We start from the raw sequence: 19,254 nt of genomic DNA, 5'->3' as shown, positions 1-19,254 counted from the left end.
ATGGGTGTTAGGAAGTTCTTGCATATCTTCTTACCTCGTTTCTTGGTCGATTTGAGGTTAGTATAGCAAGAACTTTCTTTTTTTGCTTGATTTAACTTTTTTAACTAGCACTAAGGGTATATAAGATAATTAATTACATGATGTTATTTAGTTTGTTTGCTCAGGTAGTAAACCCTACTGTAGTAATGGCTATGGAACAAGGAAGCACGGTGTCAAGCCAAATGGAGAGTACGGCTGAATCCTCAGTTGAATCATCTATAGTGGAGACAAGCAGTGGGGAACAGAAATCACTTATTATTGATAGTTCTAGTTTAGAGAGTAGTTTTCAAACCGATCCCTCAAGTTCTTCTGCACAAGAGGTGATTTCTAGCCAGCCAGTTTCAGAGGTAGAGGCTGGCACTAGCACTAGTTCAATAGATAGTTCAAAGCCTGATGAAACGCCTAGCATTGATAGTAGCTCACTAGACAGTACTTCAATGATAGAAAGCTCATCTAGCGAAGTAAAAACACGTGCTAAGCGAGAACTACAGGCGGCCTTGCTAGCAACACAAGTGTCTTTAGTAAAATCTAACGAAAGTAGTGCAGATCCACAATTTACCACCTTCACTCATACTGGAAGAATTTCTTTAGACGGAACAGGAGCTACAAGTGTTCTAACTAATGCCTACTTAGAAATCACTCTTGACAGTACTTATTTGAGTAGGATTGATGTGCCAACGACGGCAACAATTGTCAAAAAAACCACACAAATCGATAATGGAAATGGAACTCGGACGGTTAGGGTTTATCTAAAAGATATTGATGCAACGACAACAGCATCATTTACCTTTTCATTAAAATTTTTAAACCGAATGACGCCAAATGGTTATGCAATCAATCCAGAAGTAACACTTTTTAACCAAGATGGAACAAAAGTTAAAATGGCTACAGGTAATCTTAATTTTGCCGTTAAAACGGTGACTCCTAATATTTATAAATATGTCGTGTCAAATGAGACTACTAATTTTTCAAATGATGGGCAAACGGTATATGGAGGTGGAGCTGATCCAAGTAAGACTTATATTGCCAATGCCTCTGATGTAACCTTTATGTACCGCATGGAAAATAAATTAGGTAGAAATGCTCTCTCATATGGAGATGGATTAAGTTCTGTTCGCTTATATGAGAAGATTGTCTTGACTGATGTTCTTCCAACCTATATCAATAACCAAAACCAAAGAGTAACTGCTGTTTTTTCAGCTGCGAAAAATCCTGGTTGGGTGGATAATGGGGATGGAACTGTTTCTAAAATTGTTGATAGTCAAAGCACCGATTTAATAACTGGTGGGGCTGATACGGCAGTTTCTGATGAAAAGTTAGTCTTATCATTCCCAGGAGCACAATTAAAAGATACCTTTACCAATTCTGTTTCAGCCGACTTAACACCTTATAATAAGGCTAACTATGAAACGATTGCTAAGGTGAGTGACCCAATCAACTTTAAATTATCTGCTGATATTTTCCCGGGTAGTGGTTATTTTATCAAAAACTCAAATCTCAGATTTCAGGTTATCTTAGATCCCGGTTTCAACCATACCGTCTATGACCAATATAGTTTGACCTTGACCAATAAAGCATCTTATCCGATGAAAAATATTGTTATCACTGATGGACCTTTCGATAGTCGTTTTTACTTGGCAGCTCTTAACTATCAAGGAAGCTTAGGCAATCAAATCAAGGCAATCTACGGCGTGAAAGCAGATGGTACAAAAGAAGCCATCAGTTTTACACCAAGTGCCAATGGAAATGTGACTATACCAATGATTGACACGGCAACGAGGAATCAAGTCTTATCCATCGTGAATCAAGTAGAAAGTGGACAAATCACTGAGGAAAATGCACCAAAAGCTCAGACAACTTATACAGGTTTGGAAATTGCACTCAAAGATGAGTTTGCCTTACAACCGGGACAAACCTTCAGCTTTTTATTATCACTGATGTTAAATGATCCTTATCACGCCAAGGTTATTCAACCAACAAATAGTGAGGCCAATACCTATCGCAATGCGGCCAAGGCTGCTGGGCAGCTAGTAATGGAAACACAGAATATGAACTTCTCTTTTGACAGCAATTCATTTAGCCGAGCAACGCAAAAAGCAGAATCCATGTCCATTTCAAAAATAACCTATTCAAACCCTACTGGTGCACTTGGTGAACAAGTAGAATACCGTATGTCTTTTGATACTCGTAACCTTGCTCAAGGCAGACGATTGACAAATGCAAAATTAATCGATGTTCTTCCAGAAGGAGTTACCTATCTTAGAACCTATCCAACTGGGCAAGCGCTGCTTGACCGAGGATTCAAATCCGTTGAAGTAATTGAGAACTATAATAATACCGGTAGACAAGCGGTAGTCTTTTCATTTGCTGATGAGCTGGTTCGAGACATTACCTTAAAAAATACAAATACTATTAGTATCTCTGGTTTTATTAATGCAAATGCTGTTCCAGTGAGTGCAGTAAGTCCTGAACACAATAATATCAACCGCGTATATTTCACCGCAGATAACCTTAAAACTATTCCATCAGAAATAACCGTTAGTTCTTTATTACCAGATATATTTGACGTGGACAACGATGGTAATAAGGCAGACATGGTTATCGGTAGCCAAAGTGATACCATTGCAAATCTACCAACGGAAATCCGTTCGGTCAAGTTTATCCGTAATGTGAATGGATCTTGGCTACGTACAGGCATTTTCACCAAATACGATGAAGATTTTGAGTATCGTTTAGAAACGGAAAACTATTCTGGTGGGGATATGGACAACCTTATCGTTTACGACCGACTTCCTTACAGTGGGGATGCAAACGGAAGCCATTTCTCTAACAAATTACGTGGACCAGTCGTTGTGCCTAATGGCTATACGGTATATTATCGTACAGATATTCCATCAGATGATGTTAATACTGCCGTAGCGGAAAACAGTTGGCAAACCAGCGTTACAGATTACTCGAAAGTTACAGCTATCAAAGTAGTGATGAATCCGGGAACCATTCTGAAACGTGGCAATATTGTTTATTTTGATGTGCCGATGAAAGCTGCTTCCTATGCTGGAGGAGTTTTAGAAACAAAAGTAGCCATCAACCATTTCTATTCCTCTCGAGATTCAGGGGTAACATTTGGAGAAACGAATGCCGTTTATAACCAGATGCCACAAAACATCCCAGTTACTAAAAAATGGGTTGGTACGCCGCTGCCTAGTATTGAGGTTGGAGTTTATCGTCAATCTGCTCCAAACACTATACTGCAACAGCTAACCTTGACCCAAGCAAATAACTATTCTGCCTTGTTTATGAATTTACCAGCAGCGGATAAAAACGGTGCTATTATCACCGACTACAAGGTTAAGGAATTAACGACGAACCTTCAGAATTTTGATAAACAATACAAGGTATCGATTACTGGTGATGCAGATCGTGGTTTTATCATTACCAATACGGAGAATCTGACAAAAGTTGAAGGTCAAAAAATTTGGAATGATGCTGACAATCAAGATGGCAAGCGTCCTTCTACTATTAAGGTTCATCTTCTAGCTGATGGCAAGAGAATTCAAGAACAAGAAGTCACTCAAGCTAGTGACTGGCAATTTGTATTCGATAAACTACCTATCTACACTAATGGGACAGAAATTCAGTATAGTTTAGAAGAAGAGGTAGTTGCAGGATATACAACAACTATTGAAGGTTTTATTATTACCAATAGCTATAGTCCAGAATTGATTGATCTTTCAGGAACTAAAGTCTGGGATGATGCGAATAATCAAGATGGCAAACGTCCAGAATCTATTACCGTTCATCTCTTGGCAAATGGTGATAAGGTAGATGAATTAGAGGTTAAAGCTGATACCGATTGGAAATTCAGTTTTACAGGTTTCCCTAAATATAAGGACGGTAAAGAAATCGTTTATAGCTTTACCGAAGAGGCAGTGGACGGCTACACGACCAAAGTCGAAGGGGATACCATTACCAATTCACATAGCCCTGAAGTGACTAGTTTAGCTGTTGAAAAAATCTGGAATGATGCCAATAATCAGGACGGCAAACGCCCAGACTCTGTCACAGTAAATGTCTTGGCTGATGGTGTTAAACTTGCTTCGCAACAGATCACCGCTGATAACCAATGGAAATATACTTTTGCAAACTTGCCAAAATACAAAGATGGTAAAGAAATTGTTTACACTATTTCCGAAGAGGCAGTGGCTAACTATACGACTCAAATCCAAGGGATGACCATCACCAACTCCTACACACCTGAAACCATTAGTCTACCTGTTCAAAAAATCTGGGATGATGCGGATAACCAAGACGGTAAGCGCCCAGCGTCAATTGAGGTTCATCTTTTTGCAGATGGTACTAAAGTAAGCTCTCAAACGATAACGGCTGATAGTCAATGGAAGGGTACTTTTGCAAACCTACCAAAATACAAAGATGGAAAAGAAATCTCCTATGTGCTTTCTGAAGAACCAGTAGACAGTTATCTCTCATCTATTAATGGAGGCACGATTACCAACTCGCATAGACCTGAAACAACTAGTGTGTCTGGCGAGAAAATTTGGAACGATGCCAACAACCAAGATGGTAAACGACCAGCCACCATCACAGTGAACTTGTTAGCAGATGGTCAGAAGATTGGAAGCCGAGAAGTCAAAGCAGATAGCGACTGGAAGTTTACTTTCTCAGAGCTACCAAAATATAAAGATGGCAAGGAAATTGTTTACACCATTTCCGAAGAAGCAGTAGAAAATTATACTAGTGACATTCAAGGAACAACTATTACTAATTCCTATAGCTCAGAAGTGACAACTATTTCAGGTCAGAAGATCTGGAATGATGCCAATAATCAAGACGGCAAACGTCCAGAATCTATTGTGGTAAACCTTCTAGCAGATGGCAACAATATAGAAAATGTTACGGTTAAAGCAGACAGTGACTGGAGATTTGTTTTCAATAACTTGCCTAAATATAAAGACGGCAAGGAAATTTCCTACACAGTTACCGAAGAAGTTGTAGAAAATTATAGTGTTGAGGTTAATGGAACAATTATCACCAACTCATATACGCCAGAAGTCACAAGTGTATCAGGTAAGAAAATCTGGAATGATGCCAATAATCAAGATGGTAAGCGACCAGCTACTATTAAGGTGAACTTACTAGCAGATGATCAGAAAGTTTCCATCCAAGATGTCACTGCAGATAGTAATTGGGAATTTATTTTTAACAACTTACCTAAGTATAAAGATGGTAAAGAGATTGTTTACACTGTGTCAGAAGAAGTAGTAGAAAATTATACTAGTCAAATCCAGGGCACTACTATCACTAACTCATATACGCCAGAAGTCACAAGCATATCTGGAGAGAAGGTCTGGAATGACGCTAATAACCAAGACGGTAAACGTCCGACATCAATTGTAATAAATCTATTAGCAGACGGTGAAAAAGTATCAGACCAAACTGTCAAAACGGATGGTGAGTGGAAATTCACTTTTGCGAATTTACCTAAGTATAAAGACGGTAAAGAGATTGTTTACACGATAACTGAAGAAGCAGTTGAACACTACACCAGCCAAGTCCAAGGTACAACCATCACCAATTCCTATACTCCGGAAACAACAAGTGTATCAGGAGAGAAAATCTGGAATGATGCTAACAACCAAGACGGCAAGCGTCCAGAGTCGATTACAGTCAACTTGTTGGCTGATGGGACAAAAGTATTAGACCAAGCCATTAAAGCGGATAGTGAATGGAAGTTCACTTTTGCTAACTTACCTAAGTATAAAGATGGTAAAGAAATTTCTTATACAGTGACTGAAGAAGTGGTAGAAAATTATACAACAGAAGTTCAAGGAACAACTATCACTAACTCATATACACCAGAAGTAACAAATGTATCCGGTGAAAAAGTGTGGGATGATGCTAATAACCAAGATGGCAAACGCCCAGAATCAATTGGGGTTAACCTATTGGCAGATGGTCAAAAAGTAGCTAACCAAACTGTCAAAGCTGATGGTGAGTGGAAATTCACTTTCGCTAACTTACCTAAATACAAAGATGGTAAAGAGATTGTTTATACCATTTCAGAAGACACTGTGGAAAACTACACTAGCCAGATTCAAGGTACGACTATCACTAATTCCTACACACCAGAAACAACAAGTGTATCCATTGAAAAGGTCTGGGATGATGCCAACAATCAAGACGGTAAACGCCCAGAATCTATTGTAGTAAATCTATTGGCAGATGGTACGAAGTTGCTGTCTGAAACAATAAAAGCAGATAGCGGATGGAAATATACTTTTGCTAATTTGCCAAAATATAAGGATGGCAAAGAAGTTGTTTATACCATTTCAGAAGAAGCCGTAGAAAATTATTCTACTAATATCAAAGGAAATATCATCACCAACAGTTATACGCCAGAAGTAACAAGTATCGCTGGTGAAAAAGTCTGGGATGACGCCAATAACCAAGACGGTAAGCGCCCAGCGTCCATCAAGGTAAACTTGTTAGCAGATGGAAAAAAAGTACAAGAAATGTCTGTAAAAGCTGATACAGAGTGGAAGTTCAATTTCATCAACTTACCTAAATACAAAGAAGGCAAAGAAATTTCTTACACTATTTCAGAGCAAGCGGTAGAAAACTATACTTCTGAAATACAAGGCAATAAAGTTATTAATACCTACAACCCAGAAATTACTCATATAAATGGGGTTAAGATTTGGAACGATGTCAATAACCAAGACGGCAAGCGTCCAGAATCGATTGTAGTAAACCTACTAGCGGATGGACAAAAAGTAGATAGCCAAATGATTAAGGTAGATGCAGAATGGAAATTCACTTTTACCAACTTACCGAAGTATAAGGCTGGTAAAGAAATTGTTTATACCATTTCTGAAGAGGTAGTGGAAAACTACACAACAGAAATCCAAGGTACAACGATTACTAACTCATATACGCCAGAAACGACAAATGTATCAGGAGAAAAAATCTGGAACGATGCTGACAACCAGGATGGCAAACGTCCAGAATCAATAGTGGTAAACTTGTTAGCTGATAACCAAAAAGTAGACAAGCAAACTGTTAAAGCCAATACAGAATGGAAGTTCACTTTTGCTGACCTACCTAAATATAAAGAAGGTAAAGAAATTGTTTATACCATTTCCGAGGAAGCTGTAGAAGGCTATACTAGTGAAGTTCAGGGTAATAAAATTATAAACACGTATAACCCAGAGATTACTCATGTAGCTGGAAACAAGGTCTGGAATGATGCTAACAATCAAGATGGCAAACGTCCAACATCAATTACTGTTAATCTTTTAGCAGATGGTCAAAAAGTTGATCAACAAACTGTTGAAGCTAATACGGTTTGGCAGTTCAGTTTCAATAATCTACCTAAGTTCAGAGATGGAAAAGAAATTTCTTATACAGTTACTGAAGAAGCAGTAGAAAACTATACTACAGAAATCCAAGGTACAACTATTACCAACTCCTACACTCCAGAAATAACTAATTTGTCTGGAGAAAAAGTCTGGAAAGATGCAGATAACCAAGACGGAAAACGTCCGAAATTGATTACAGTCAACCTTTTGGCAAATGGTACAAAAGTATCGAGCCAAACAGTTACAGTTGATACTGAATGGAAATTTAGTTTTAATAACCTGCCTAAATATAAGGATGGTAAAGAAATTTCTTATACAGTAACCGAGGAAGCAGTGGAAAACTACGCAACGGAAACTCAAGGCACAACCATTATCAACACTTATAATCCAGAAATTACTCATGTTTCCGGGCATAAAATTTGGGATGATGCGGATAATAAATCTGGTAAGCGCCCAGAATCTATCGTAATCGAATTATTGGTTGATGGAGAAAAGATTTCTCAACAAACAGTCAGTGAAACTTCTGATTGGGCATTTGTTTTTGCTAACTTACCTAAGTTCAAAGAAGGTAAAGAAATCAGTTATCAAATTAGGGAAGTTGCTGTAGCTGGATATGAAAGTAAGGTAGATGGATTCACTATTACAAATATTCTTAAGAAGAATAGTGGTGAACCAAGTAAACCTGTGACTCCAGTGACTCCTACAAAACCAGAAAAACCAACACCTTCAAAACCAGAAACCGTCAAACCTAGCCCTACAACAAAAAAACAACTCCCTAAAACAGGAACAAATAATAACACAGAGCTACAAATAGCTGCTCTAGCATTTGTCCTATTAGGAGCTGGATTGACGTTGGCAACGAAGAAAAGAGAAATGAAGAAAAAAGTTAGTTAAAATGAATCCGCATTTTGAATTTCAAGAAACCCACTAAAGGTAGAAAACTCTATCTTTAGTGGGTTTTTAATTTTTGGATGGAACATCTAAAATTACGATATTAAAAGCTCGGCTAAATCCATACCAGCCCCACCAATTTTCTATATAAAAAGTACTGGATATAGTATTGGGAAAAATATAGAGAATGACGTATGTAAAATTTAGTTTCTCAAAATGTGACATTTTAAGTGACATGTTGTCACACTTGTTGTTCCGCTTACATTGTTTGTGATACGATGTATATATATGAAGAAATAAAAGGGAAGAATTTGAGAAGGGAGCGTGTGAAATGAAGAAGAAACTAAGTATGTGGTTTAGTCTGATGGTGATTTTAAGTAGTTTAATTGTAGAACCCATTAGTATTTATGCCAAAACGACAACCCAACCAGATGGAGCCATACAGACAACAGATGTCCAAAAACAAGTGCAAGCTACAAATGGAAAAGAAGAGGGACAAGGCAACCAGCAAGATGAAACCGTTTTAAAAAGTGAGGCCGACGAGAACATTGAACTTCCAGCTGAAGTAGTACCAGTGATTTCAGCGATTGAAAGCAATAAAGTTGATGAGAAAGAACCGCTAGTTGAAAAGTCTACAACAGCCCAAAGTAATCAACAATCAAATTCATCAGCAACAGAACCAATAATTCAAGAAACTCCAAAAGTAGTGGAAGATAATAAAAATGGAGAACAAGTTCAACAATCTGAAAACAAAACAATTGTTAAAGATGACGAACAGGTAAATTCTGCAACAAAAGATCCAATAACCAAAGAAACTGTCCAATTAACTGAAATTCAACCAAGAGCACCAAGTAATAGACGACAAAGTTCTCAAAATAATGTTATCACCTCTTTTAGTATCACAGATGATAAAGGAAACCCATTAAATGAACAAGTGACACAGTGGACAAATTTTAGGATTAATGGGAATTTCGATTTACCAAATAATACAGTTTCATCTGGTGATATAACTACTATTACCTTACCCGAACAATTAAAATTTGCTTCAACAGAAAATTTTGCTTTAAAGGATACAAATGGACAAATTGTAGCACATGCTGTTATTAACCCTGATAATAAAACTATAGTATTAACGTATACAGACTATGTTGAAAATCATTCTGATGTCAAAGGTAGTTTTTACTTTTATGCTCAAGTGGATTACGCAGTTGTAAAAGAGAGCCAGATTATTCCGGTAGCCATTCAAATTGATAAAGAGACTACCTTTCATGCCGGAGAAATTGATTATGGAGTTTATGTTGCTCCGGGAAGAACGCTTGATAAGAGTGGTTGGTTTGAAGGTGGTAGTGATCAAGTCATAAACTTCCGCGTTGAGGTGAATCGTTCCAAGAATGATTTTAATAATGTAGTTATCCAAGATTCCCTAGCTAATCAAGGCGCAAAGATTGTTGAGGGGAGTATAGAAATAGGAAAAGGAGATTGGGTATTTAAAGATAACAACTGGCTTCTAGAGAATGAACAAAATGTTACAAATAACTACACTATCCAAATGGAAGCTGGAAATAAAGGGTTTTCTGTTAATTTAGGGGATATTAAAGCTTCAGACGGATTTAATATTAAATATTTAGTTGAATTAGAATACCATGCAGTTGATGGTGAAATAATAAGAAATGGTGCTAAGATGTTGTCAGATTACCAAGTCATCAATGAATTCATTACTAACGTTCCTTATCATCAAGGTGGAGGTGCTGGGGAAGGTGCAGTATTTACTATTAGAATTCATAAGGTAAATGAAGACGGCGATAACTTAGTGGGTGCTGAATTTGAAGTTATTCGTGATAGAAATCAACAATCATTTGGTACTATAGTAACGGATCCTTCTGGTAATGCATCTATTGGAAATCTTTTAAAAGACGATTATACGTTAAAAGAAACGAAGGCACCTGAAGGATATGATTTACTACCTGAAGATATTAAAATCTCGCCATCTGATTTTGGTAGCATTAAAGAAGCTTTTAAAGAAGTGGTTAACAAAAAAACAGTACCACAAAAAACAGATGTCAAAGGATCAAAAATATGGAAGGATAATAATAATCAAGATGGTAAGCGTCCGAATGCTATTACGGTGAATTTGTTAGCAGATGGTTCTCAAATTGACAGCAAAGTAGTCACTTTAGCTGAAAATTGGGAATACGAGTTTACCAATTTACCGAAATTCAAGGATGGTAAAGAGATTATCTATACGGTTACTGAGAATCAAGTGGCTGACTATAATACTGATATTAAAGGCTTTGACATTACTAATAGCTATACCCCGAGTAAAACTAGTGTATCTGTGACGAAAAAATGGGTAGATGCCAACAATCAAGATGGAAAACGCCCAGATAGTATTCAAGTACAACTACTAGCAAATGGGCAAAAACAAGGAGATCTAGTAGAACTGAACGCCAATAATAATTGGACGACGACTTGGAATGACCTAGATCAAAAAACTGCTGGACAAGATATTGTTTACACTATTGAAGAAGTTAGTGTTAAAGACTACACAAGTACTGTAGACAACTCAGATAAGGGCAATATCTTGTTGACAAATAGTTACACTCCAGAAACAACAGAAATTCAAGGTTTGAAAACATGGAGCGATAACAATAACCAAGATGGAAAACGACCAGAGGCAATTGTAGTTAATCTTTTGGCAAATGGGCAAAAAGTAGCTAATCAAACCGTCAAAGCGGATAGTGAATGGAAGTTTACTTTTGCTAACTTACCGAAATTTAAGGAAGGCAAAGAAATTGTTTACACTATTTCTGAAGAAGCGGTGGAAAATTATACAAGCGAAATACAGGGAACGACAATTAATAACTCGTATATTCCAGAAATAACCAGCATTTCAGGCCAAAAAATTTGGGATGATGCTGATAACCAAGATGGAAAACGACCAAGCACCATTAGAGTGAGCTTACACGCAGATGGCCAGAAAGTATCTGCTCAAGATGTGGAAGCTGATAATAATTGGAAATTTACTTTTGCTAACTTACCTAAATATAAAGAAGGCAAAGAAATTATTTACACCATTTCAGAGGAAGCAGTGGAAGGGTACTTAACAAATGTTGAAGGGAATATCATAACTAACTCTCGTATCTCAGAAACGATAAAGATATCGGGTGAAAAAATCTGGAATGACGCCAATAACCAAGACGGCAAACGTCCGGCAACTATCATGGTGAACCTCTTGGCAGATGGTACAAAAGTAACAGACCAAATAGTGTCAGCCGATACAGAGTGGAAATTTAATTTCACCAACTTACCAAAATACAAAGATGGCAAAGAAATATCCTACACTGTAACGGAAGAAGTTGTAGAAAACTACACAACAGAAATTAAAGGAACGACAATTACTAACTCATACACACCAGAAACGACCGATCTAACTGGTGAAAAAGTCTGGAACGACAGTAATAACCAAGACGGCAAACGTCCGGCAACTATCATGGTGAACCTCTTGGCAGATGGTACAAAAGTAACAGACCAGACAGTGTCGGCCGATACAGAGTGGAAATTTAGCTTTACCAACTTACCAAAATACAAAGATGGCAAAGAAATATCCTACACTGTAACAGAAGAAGTTGTAGAAAACTACACAACAGAAATACAAGGTACAACCATTATCAACAGCTACAATCCAGAAATCACACACGTTTCTGGGTATAAGATATGGGTTGACGCTGACAACAAAGCTGGTAAACGTCCAGAATTTATTGTAGTTGAATTACTGGCTGATGGGGAAAAGATATCTCAACAAACAGTTGAAGCAACTTCTGGTTGGGAATTTATCTTCACTAATCTACCTAAATTCAAAGACGGTAAAGAAATTGTTTACCAAATTAGGGAGCTTGCTGTAAGTGGGTATGAGAGCAAAGTATATGGATTTACTATTACCAATATTCTTAAAGAAGATAGCACAATACCAGATAAACCAGAAAAACCAAACCCACCAAAACCAGAAAAAGTCAAACCGACACCAACAACAAAAAAACAACTCCCTAAAACAGGAACAAATAATAACACAGAGCTACAAATAGCTGCTCTAGCATTTGTCCTACTAGGAGTTGGATTGGTGTTGCCCACTAAAAAAAGAGTAATAAAGAAAAAAGCTAGTTAAAAAGGTCCTCAGATTCCTATGAAGTTTTTATAGGAATCTGAGGATTTTGGCTGTTCGTCAAATAGTGTTGATAGAGTCAAAATGAATAAAATTATCGTCAGAAATCGGTGGAGAATCTTCTCTACCGATTTTTAGATTTGCAGGGTAAAATAATAAAAGAGTCACGCTGAATTCTTGCTTATTCTAAATATTTTTTAAACATGATGTAGCTATTTTTGATATACTAATTCTACAACAAATCTTGGATTGGTTCAGGAAAGGCTATGACTATTCTAGAATTCCAAATGATAAATTTGAGTTAAGTGAGATAAAGACAGCACGGGGATAAAGCTTTAAAAGGGGGACCTCTTATAAAAAATAAAAACAGCCCAGAAGCATTAAACAAAAAATACTTTATTTCTTTGATGAATGATATAGGATCGGTGGGGATGTTACGATTTCAATTAATTGTTTTGTTTTTCTTCTCCATTATTGGATTGATCTCAGGAAGGGACATCCATTCTTGGTACAATAATACAGCAAGTACAATCTTATATGGAATGCTAAAATTTTATGTGATTTACGCTATTGTATTGAATATCTATTTTTTTCTTGTCCCACAAAGAAGAGTCTATAAGCATCAGGTAGCTAATTCTATCTTATTATTTCTTACTTTATTCATAGAATTAGTTATTTTTCTAGCATTTCTATTCTGGATAAGTAATACTAAAGCGATTGGATATAGGTCATACAAAACTTATTTTAATGCAACCTATTCAACAATATTTCTAGTTATAATTGGAGCCGTAGCTCTGCTGGCAACTTGCTATAACGTTTTTTGGATTAGAAAAAATATAAAAAATGGCTTTTCGGAACAAAGAAATGTAGCTAGTTATTTAGCTTTTTCTACAATATTTAATTCTAGTTCAATTTGGATTATTTTTGGAGTACTTAGTATTATAGGATTATTTTTAAAAAGAATGATACTTACTTATGCACTTTTTTATGCCTTAGTTGTTGTATTAGCCTTTCCAAGATTGCTTATAGAAATTGGCTATTTAACATATTTGAAAACTGTAAACAAAGATTATTGGGAAGAGTATAAAGAGCTGAAGTCTCTAACCTTCAACGGAAGCTTGAGCTCAATATTCAAAAAGAAGTATATATATGTAGTAATGGGATTGGCTATAATAGTAGGTATGGTGCTATTAGATACGAAATATGTATTATCTAAAACAATAAGAAAGATGTTTGGATATATTTTAATTGTAATCTTAATGGGATTTATGATTATTTTGATACAGTGGATTATGAAAAAAATAAACAATAGGAATGTTGGGAGGAAAAGATGACATTAAAAGCAAGATAAGCTAGCATAAATCATATCATTGAATTTGCCGACATTTACACTTGCTTAAAAGCCGGCATAAAGTCTGTCATAAAATATAAAGCTTTCTAAATCATAAAAGAGTTCCCGAAACATGTATCAGACGCCAAAATGGTGGCACCACTATTTTTGATAGATGTTTCGGGAATTTTTGTGTTGTCATACTAGGGACTTTTTGCTCTGACTTGACTCCTTTCGGTAAAGTATAAGCTCTTTGCAAGGTGATTATGAGAAAAGGAGCTGTTTTTGACTCTCTAACGAGGAATAAAAGTGATTTGTTCCTCGTTAGACGCTTGATTTTGGGTAGTTTTCTCATTATTCGTTAGTGAATTAGCTGTTTTCAGCAGTATACAGTCTATTTTGAGTGCGTTTATGAGAAAAGTAAGTATTTTTAGCTCTCTAACGAGGAATAAAAGTCGTTTATTCCTCGTTAGATGCTTGATTTTGAGTAGTTTTCTCATCATTCGTTAGTAAATTGGCTGTTTTCAGCAGTATACAGTCTGTTTTGAGTGTGATTATGAGAAAAGTAAGTATTTTTAGAGCTCTAACGAGGAATAAAGTGCTTTTATTCCTCGTTAGAGCTCTGTTTTCAAGTACTTTTCTCATAATCCATTATCTCGATTCTTTTTGTAGGAAAAGGGCTGGGTGAAAAGTTCTTGCTGCTATTTTGTGATTTAAAAATAAATAGTAATCATTATGGACTTATTGCTCGGCTCATTTTGAGTTAAAGGTTTCTTTGACTAATAGCGATTCAGTAAGATGTCAAATTATAGAGCTCTAACACATCACCGCTTAACAATTCGCAAGTAGCTACGTGATGTAATGCGGTAGACGACAAAATATGCGAGGATGAAAACCGCAACAACCAAGAGGTTAGATTTCAAGATTAGGCTATCATCAGTAACGCCTAGCTGCTCTAAAATTCGTGTAGTTATTGGGTAAGCAGCAGCGACATGGGCCAGTGCTAGGATAATCGGCAGAAAGAAAACAGTTAGAACTTGTCGATTAATGGTTTGTTTTACCATCTTGCTGTCTAGCCCAACTTTTTGCAGAATATCGAACCGTTGACGGTCTTCCCAGCCTTCTGAAATCTGTTTGTAGTAGATGACGAGGACGGTTCCGGTGAAGAACAGCAGTGAAAGGAAGAGGCCAACAAAGAAAAGGGTGCCGTATAAGTAGAATGTTTTAGTTTCATAAGCTACTTTGTAGTCCATATTAAAACCCCAGCCATCCTCATTTAATTGGTCAAAATATAGACGAGCTTGCTCTCTTTGAACCGTCTTATCTGAGGAATGTTCCGTATTCCAAGCGGTAAAGAATGTTGCAGTCTTTAAAGTTGTTTTCAGATCAGGATAGATATCATTTAGGCTAGGGACTACCAAGGTTACTTGATGCTCAGCATAGGCAGCTTCTTGTAGTACAGGTACACGGTTTAGGAAAGTATTCCCATCAACCATCTCTTGGATTGGAAATTCCTTGTCTCCCAATTGAAAATTAGTAAATGGTTTATTTTTATTGGTGTCGATAGAAAATAAGATTACTTTCCCCTTATCAAGTGTAAGTTCTTGGCCTGTTATATGATTATAATCTTCAATATCAACAAGGATGATTAAACCAAACGTTTCTTCGGTAGTAGGTTCAGTAAATTGAAACGAATTCTCTTGTTCCAATTCTCCAGCAGCTCGTATGAAGCTGTATTGAAGTTTTTCCGTAACAGGGTCCTTACTTGTTTTAAGAACCTTATCAATTACTGGTTTAGATTCATATAATCTATTCAGAATGTCACGCTGATTTTCTCCATCTGAGTATGCCGCTTTGAAAGTAAAATCATAGGGATATTGTTCGTTACTATTAACGTTTGTACCCGTCTGTAGTGAGATGGAAGTGGTTAAGGTGACTAAAACCATGGTTGATAGAACACAGATAGATGCCAGACCAGCAGCGTTCTTTCTCATACGGAAGATTAAATTAGAAATAGAAATAAAGTTTTGCGGCTTGTAATAATAGTTAGGACGCTGCTTTAAGAACTGTAGGAAACGAATGATACCTGCATCAAAGGTGATAAAGGTTCCAAGGATGACCAGCAAGACAGCTAGGAAAAATGTTGGAATGGCTTGTCGGATGCCAGTGGATGTGATGGATAGGTAGTAGCCAACTAGTATGAGGGCTAGGCCAATCAGTGCACGAATCGTTAAGAATCTGCCTTGTTTCTCACCTTTTTTAGGGTTCTTTAATAGGTCAAGTGGCTTGCCAAACTGTAGTCGTACAGCGTTGTAGAGAAAGAGTATCAGAAAGATGAGCGGAAAATAGAGCAAAGTTTCAGTAACATTGGACCATTGAAACATATAAGTCAAAGGCAAGGCGTAGTCCATAGCTCTTACCAAGATGGCAAAGGCTAAGCGTTCAAAGATGAGCCCAAAGAATAAGCCGAGAAAAATAGTAACTAAAGCAAAATAAAAGATTTCAAGTGCAGAAAGGAGATGCAGATGTCGTTTTTCTAAACCTAGAATGGTGTAAAGTCCTAACTCCTTGGTTCGGTTTTTACGTACGTAGGCATTGGCATAAGCCATAATAAAGAGAACGGTTATACCTACAATCGTAACACCAAAACCTAAAGCAGCTTGCATACTGCTTCCGCCGTATGGAGCATTTTTTATGCCGGGATTTTTGGCGATGGATAGGAAGATGTAGAAAACTGTAACGGAGATAAAAACTGCTAAAGAAAAAGGGAAATAGAGTGTTCGGTGTTGCCTTAGATTACTTAATGCGAGTTTATTGATTAATTTGATCATTTAACTCACCTCTTCCAGCCATAACTGTCAGTGTTTCCGATATCAACTCGAACATTTCTTGGTAGGTTCTTTCACCTCGAAAGACTTGGTTGTAAAGCACACCGTCTTTGATAAACAAGACACGTTTGGCACGACTTGCGGCAGTGATACTGTGGGTTACCATCAAAACGGTCTGACCTCGTTCGTTAATAGCATCGAATAGGTCAAGAATTTTAGAAGATGATTTGGAATCCAAGGAACCTGTAGGCTCATCTGCTAATAGTAAGGTGGGTTCGGTAATAAGGGCACGACCAATGGCAACGCGTTGTTGTTGCCCACCGGATAATTCATAAGGGAAGTTTTCTAAGAGTCGACTGATGCCTAGCAATGAGGCTAGTGTTCTAAGTCGTTCTTGCATTTCTTTGTAAGGTGTTTGGGCTAAAACTAGTGGCAATAGGATATTGTCTTTGACGGAAAGGGTGTCCAGCAGGTTAAAGTCTTGGAAGACAAAGCCTAGGTGGTCCCTGCGGAAGGCGGATAGGGCTTTTTCAGGGATGGACTGAATCTCGACGCCATTTAGCTTGACGATACCTTGTGATGGCCTGTCCAGTGTGGCTAAAATATTCAATAAAGTGGTTTTTCCTGAACCAGATTCCCCCATGATGGCAACATATTCACCAGCCTCTACGGTAAAATGAATATCGGACAAAGCAGTAACTTTGGTACCGCCAAAACGGGTTTGATAAATTTTTTGTACATGTAACACATCTAATAGAGTCATTAGACTAGTCCCTCCTTTTTCTCTCTTGATAGGACTATCTTATCCGATTGGTGGCTACCTTGCCTTAGCTTGAGCTTTCATTTGTGAGTTTAATCTTACATTTTTGTAAGGTTAGTCAAAATCTAGCTCAACTTGTTCCAAATCAATCAAAATGGTGGTACCTTTACCGGGGCTGGACTCGGCTTTTAAGGCAATTCCTAACTTTTTAGCAATTTCGCTAGAAAGATATAACCCCAGTCCGGATGAATGATTTTGCATGCGGCCATTAAAGCCGCTGAAACCACGTTCGAAAATACGACCTAGGTCAGCTTTAGAGATACCAATTCCACTATCTTCAACCAATAGGATATCTCCATCTAGTCTAATTGAGATTTGTCCATGGTCTTTGGTATATTTGAGGGCATTAGAGATGACCTGTTCTAAGATGACGCTGAACCATTTTTTGTCAGTGGTGAAGCGATAGTTGATGGGCTCAAGATTGAGTTGGATTTGTTTTTGGATAAAGAAACTGGCGTATTTTTTGATGATAGATTGAAGCATATCTTCCAGAGACTGTTCTTCCAGAAGTAAATCTTGGTGAAAACTTTCCATACGAAGGTAGTGCAGGACAAAGTCACTATAAGTTTGAATCTTAATGAATTCTTGTTCCAACAGTTTTTTCTCTAAAGAAGCGGGAAGTTGGTCAACTAAGAGTCGGCCTGCAGCGATGGGAGTTTTAATTTGGTGAATCCACATGGTGTAGTAGTCTAATTGTTGACTATTTTGTATTTGTTGTTTTTGAACTTGTTCTTGGAGACGTTGGTTACTGATGGTTAAGGCTTCTAAGAGAGACTCTTCCGCAAGGCCAATCACTGGCAAATTATCAGGTACGCTATCGCCGTTTTTAATAGCATTCAAAAGAAAGGCCAATCTGGTGCTACGTTGGTAACTCGTATAGAAGTCACCAAGGAAAAAGAGTAGGCTCAACACCGCATATAAAAGCCATAGATAGGATAGTAGACCGAGGTCAGCTTGGTAGAGATGAGGGTAAAGCAGAAAGAGAGCGCTAATTAAGAGAAATTGTACCAAAAACCAGATATGGGATGTTACCCAAGCCAATAAGTGACGTTTTAGGAGTTGTTTTGTCATAAAGCACTCACCAGCCCATACCCAATCCCCTTCTTGGTAGAGATAAAGTCTTTCAATCCTACATCTTCTAGTTTTTTACGTAGTCTGGCAACGTTGACCGTTAAGGTATTGTCGTCAATAAAGAGGTTGCTATTCCATAAGCCCTTCATCAAGTCATCACGGCTGACGTAGGTTTCCATATGTTCAAATAGAATGCGCAGAATTTGAAACTCATTCTTGGTTAGATCAACTGTCTGACCTTGATAGGTTAGGTGTGTTGATTTGAGATGAAGGGTCACGCCCTTAAAATCTATCCAATCTTGATTGCCCATAAATTCATAGCTACGTCTGATAAGACCTTGAATTTTTGCCACCAAGATGGTCATGTCAAAAGGCTTGGTGATAAAGTCGTCTGCCCCCATATTAATCGACATAACGATATCCATGGCTTGGTCACGAGAGGACAAGAAGAGAATCGGTACTTTTGATAGTTTACGAATTTCTTGGCACCAGTAATAGCCGTTGAAAAATGGCAGTGTAATATCTAGAATGACCAATTGAGGGTTCAAGCGGATGAACTCCGTCAAGACTTGATCGAATTCATCAACCCCATGAACGTCATAGCCCCATTTGCTAAGTTCTTTGGTCAGGGCTGTCCGAATGACAAAATCATCTTCAACAATTAATATAGAATGCATAATCATGCTCCTCTTTTTAATAGGTAGTTTATTAAGTAAAGTCTTCACTAATCTATTTTTCAT

Annotated in this window: 7 protein-coding genes; 3 read left to right on the top strand and 4 right to left on the bottom strand. The window is 37.4% G+C overall.

Annotation, left to right across the window (positions count from 1 at the left end):
* Positions 1-191: 191 nt before the first annotated feature.
* The 3 genes from NPA36_RS03950 (at position 192) to NPA36_RS03940 (ending at position 13,799) form a co-directional block, all read left to right on the top strand.
* Positions 192-8,309 carry a Cna B-type domain-containing protein gene (locus NPA36_RS03950; RefSeq protein ID WP_256944802.1) on the top strand — a complete coding sequence of 2,706 codons (8,118 nt, stop codon included), beginning with the start codon at positions 192-194 and terminating at the stop codon, positions 8,307-8,309.
* 328 nt (positions 8,310-8,637) lie between these two features.
* A complete protein-coding gene (locus NPA36_RS03945; protein WP_256944801.1) occupies positions 8,638-12,468 on the top strand; it encodes a Cna B-type domain-containing protein in 3,831 nt (1,276 codons plus the stop codon).
* 428 nt (positions 12,469-12,896) lie between these two features.
* The gene (locus NPA36_RS03940; protein ID WP_256944800.1) at positions 12,897-13,799 is read left to right on the top strand and encodes a hypothetical protein; all 903 of its coding nucleotides are present in this window, start codon (positions 12,897-12,899) and stop codon (positions 13,797-13,799) included.
* An 820-nt stretch (positions 13,800-14,619) separates the two neighbouring features.
* Here NPA36_RS03940 and NPA36_RS03935 read toward each other — a convergent pair.
* From NPA36_RS03935 to NPA36_RS03920, 4 genes are all read right to left on the bottom strand, one after another.
* On the bottom strand, positions 14,620-16,626 hold the full coding sequence (locus NPA36_RS03935; RefSeq protein WP_256944799.1) for an FtsX-like permease family protein: 2,007 nt from the start codon (positions 16,624-16,626) through the stop codon (positions 14,620-14,622).
* Positions 16,607-17,386: an ABC transporter ATP-binding protein gene (locus tag NPA36_RS03930; RefSeq protein ID WP_256944798.1), complete on the bottom strand. Its 780-nt coding sequence runs from the start codon at positions 17,384-17,386 to the stop codon at positions 16,607-16,609. Before NPA36_RS03930 ends, NPA36_RS03935 begins: the two co-directional genes overlap by 20 nt.
* Positions 17,387-17,497: 111 nt before the next feature.
* A complete protein-coding gene (locus tag NPA36_RS03925; protein WP_256944797.1) occupies positions 17,498-18,514 on the bottom strand; it encodes a sensor histidine kinase in 1,017 nt (338 codons plus the stop codon).
* On the bottom strand, positions 18,511-19,191 hold the full coding sequence (locus NPA36_RS03920; RefSeq protein ID WP_256944796.1) for a response regulator transcription factor: 681 nt from the start codon (positions 19,189-19,191) through the stop codon (positions 18,511-18,513). Before NPA36_RS03920 ends, NPA36_RS03925 begins: the two co-directional genes overlap by 4 nt.
* Between the last annotated feature and the right edge of the window lie 63 nt (positions 19,192-19,254).

Source organism: Granulicatella seriolae, from assembly GCF_024543085.1.
Classification (GTDB): domain Bacteria; phylum Bacillota; class Bacilli; order Lactobacillales; family Aerococcaceae; genus Granulicatella; species Granulicatella seriolae.
The sequence above is the reverse complement of the archived record's forward strand: the minus strand, read 5'-3'. Positions and strand labels throughout refer to the sequence as shown.

Coding starts and splice junctions, on each gene's coding strand:
- NPA36_RS03935 (WP_256944799.1), bottom strand. CDS start 16,626: ATGATCAAATTAATCAATAAACTCGCATTAAGTAATCTAAGGCAACAC.
- NPA36_RS03920 (WP_256944796.1), bottom strand. CDS start 19,191: ATGCATTCTATATTAATTGTTGAAGATGATTTTGTCATTCGGACAGCC.
- NPA36_RS03925 (WP_256944797.1), bottom strand. CDS start 18,514: ATGACAAAACAACTCCTAAAACGTCACTTATTGGCTTGGGTAACATCC.
- NPA36_RS03940 (WP_256944800.1), top strand. CDS start 12,897: ATGTTACGATTTCAATTAATTGTTTTGTTTTTCTTCTCCATTATTGGA.
- NPA36_RS03950 (WP_256944802.1), top strand. CDS start 192: ATGGAACAAGGAAGCACGGTGTCAAGCCAAATGGAGAGTACGGCTGAA.
- NPA36_RS03945 (WP_256944801.1), top strand. CDS start 8,638: ATGAAGAAGAAACTAAGTATGTGGTTTAGTCTGATGGTGATTTTAAGT.
- NPA36_RS03930 (WP_256944798.1), bottom strand. CDS start 17,386: ATGACTCTATTAGATGTGTTACATGTACAAAAAATTTATCAAACCCGT.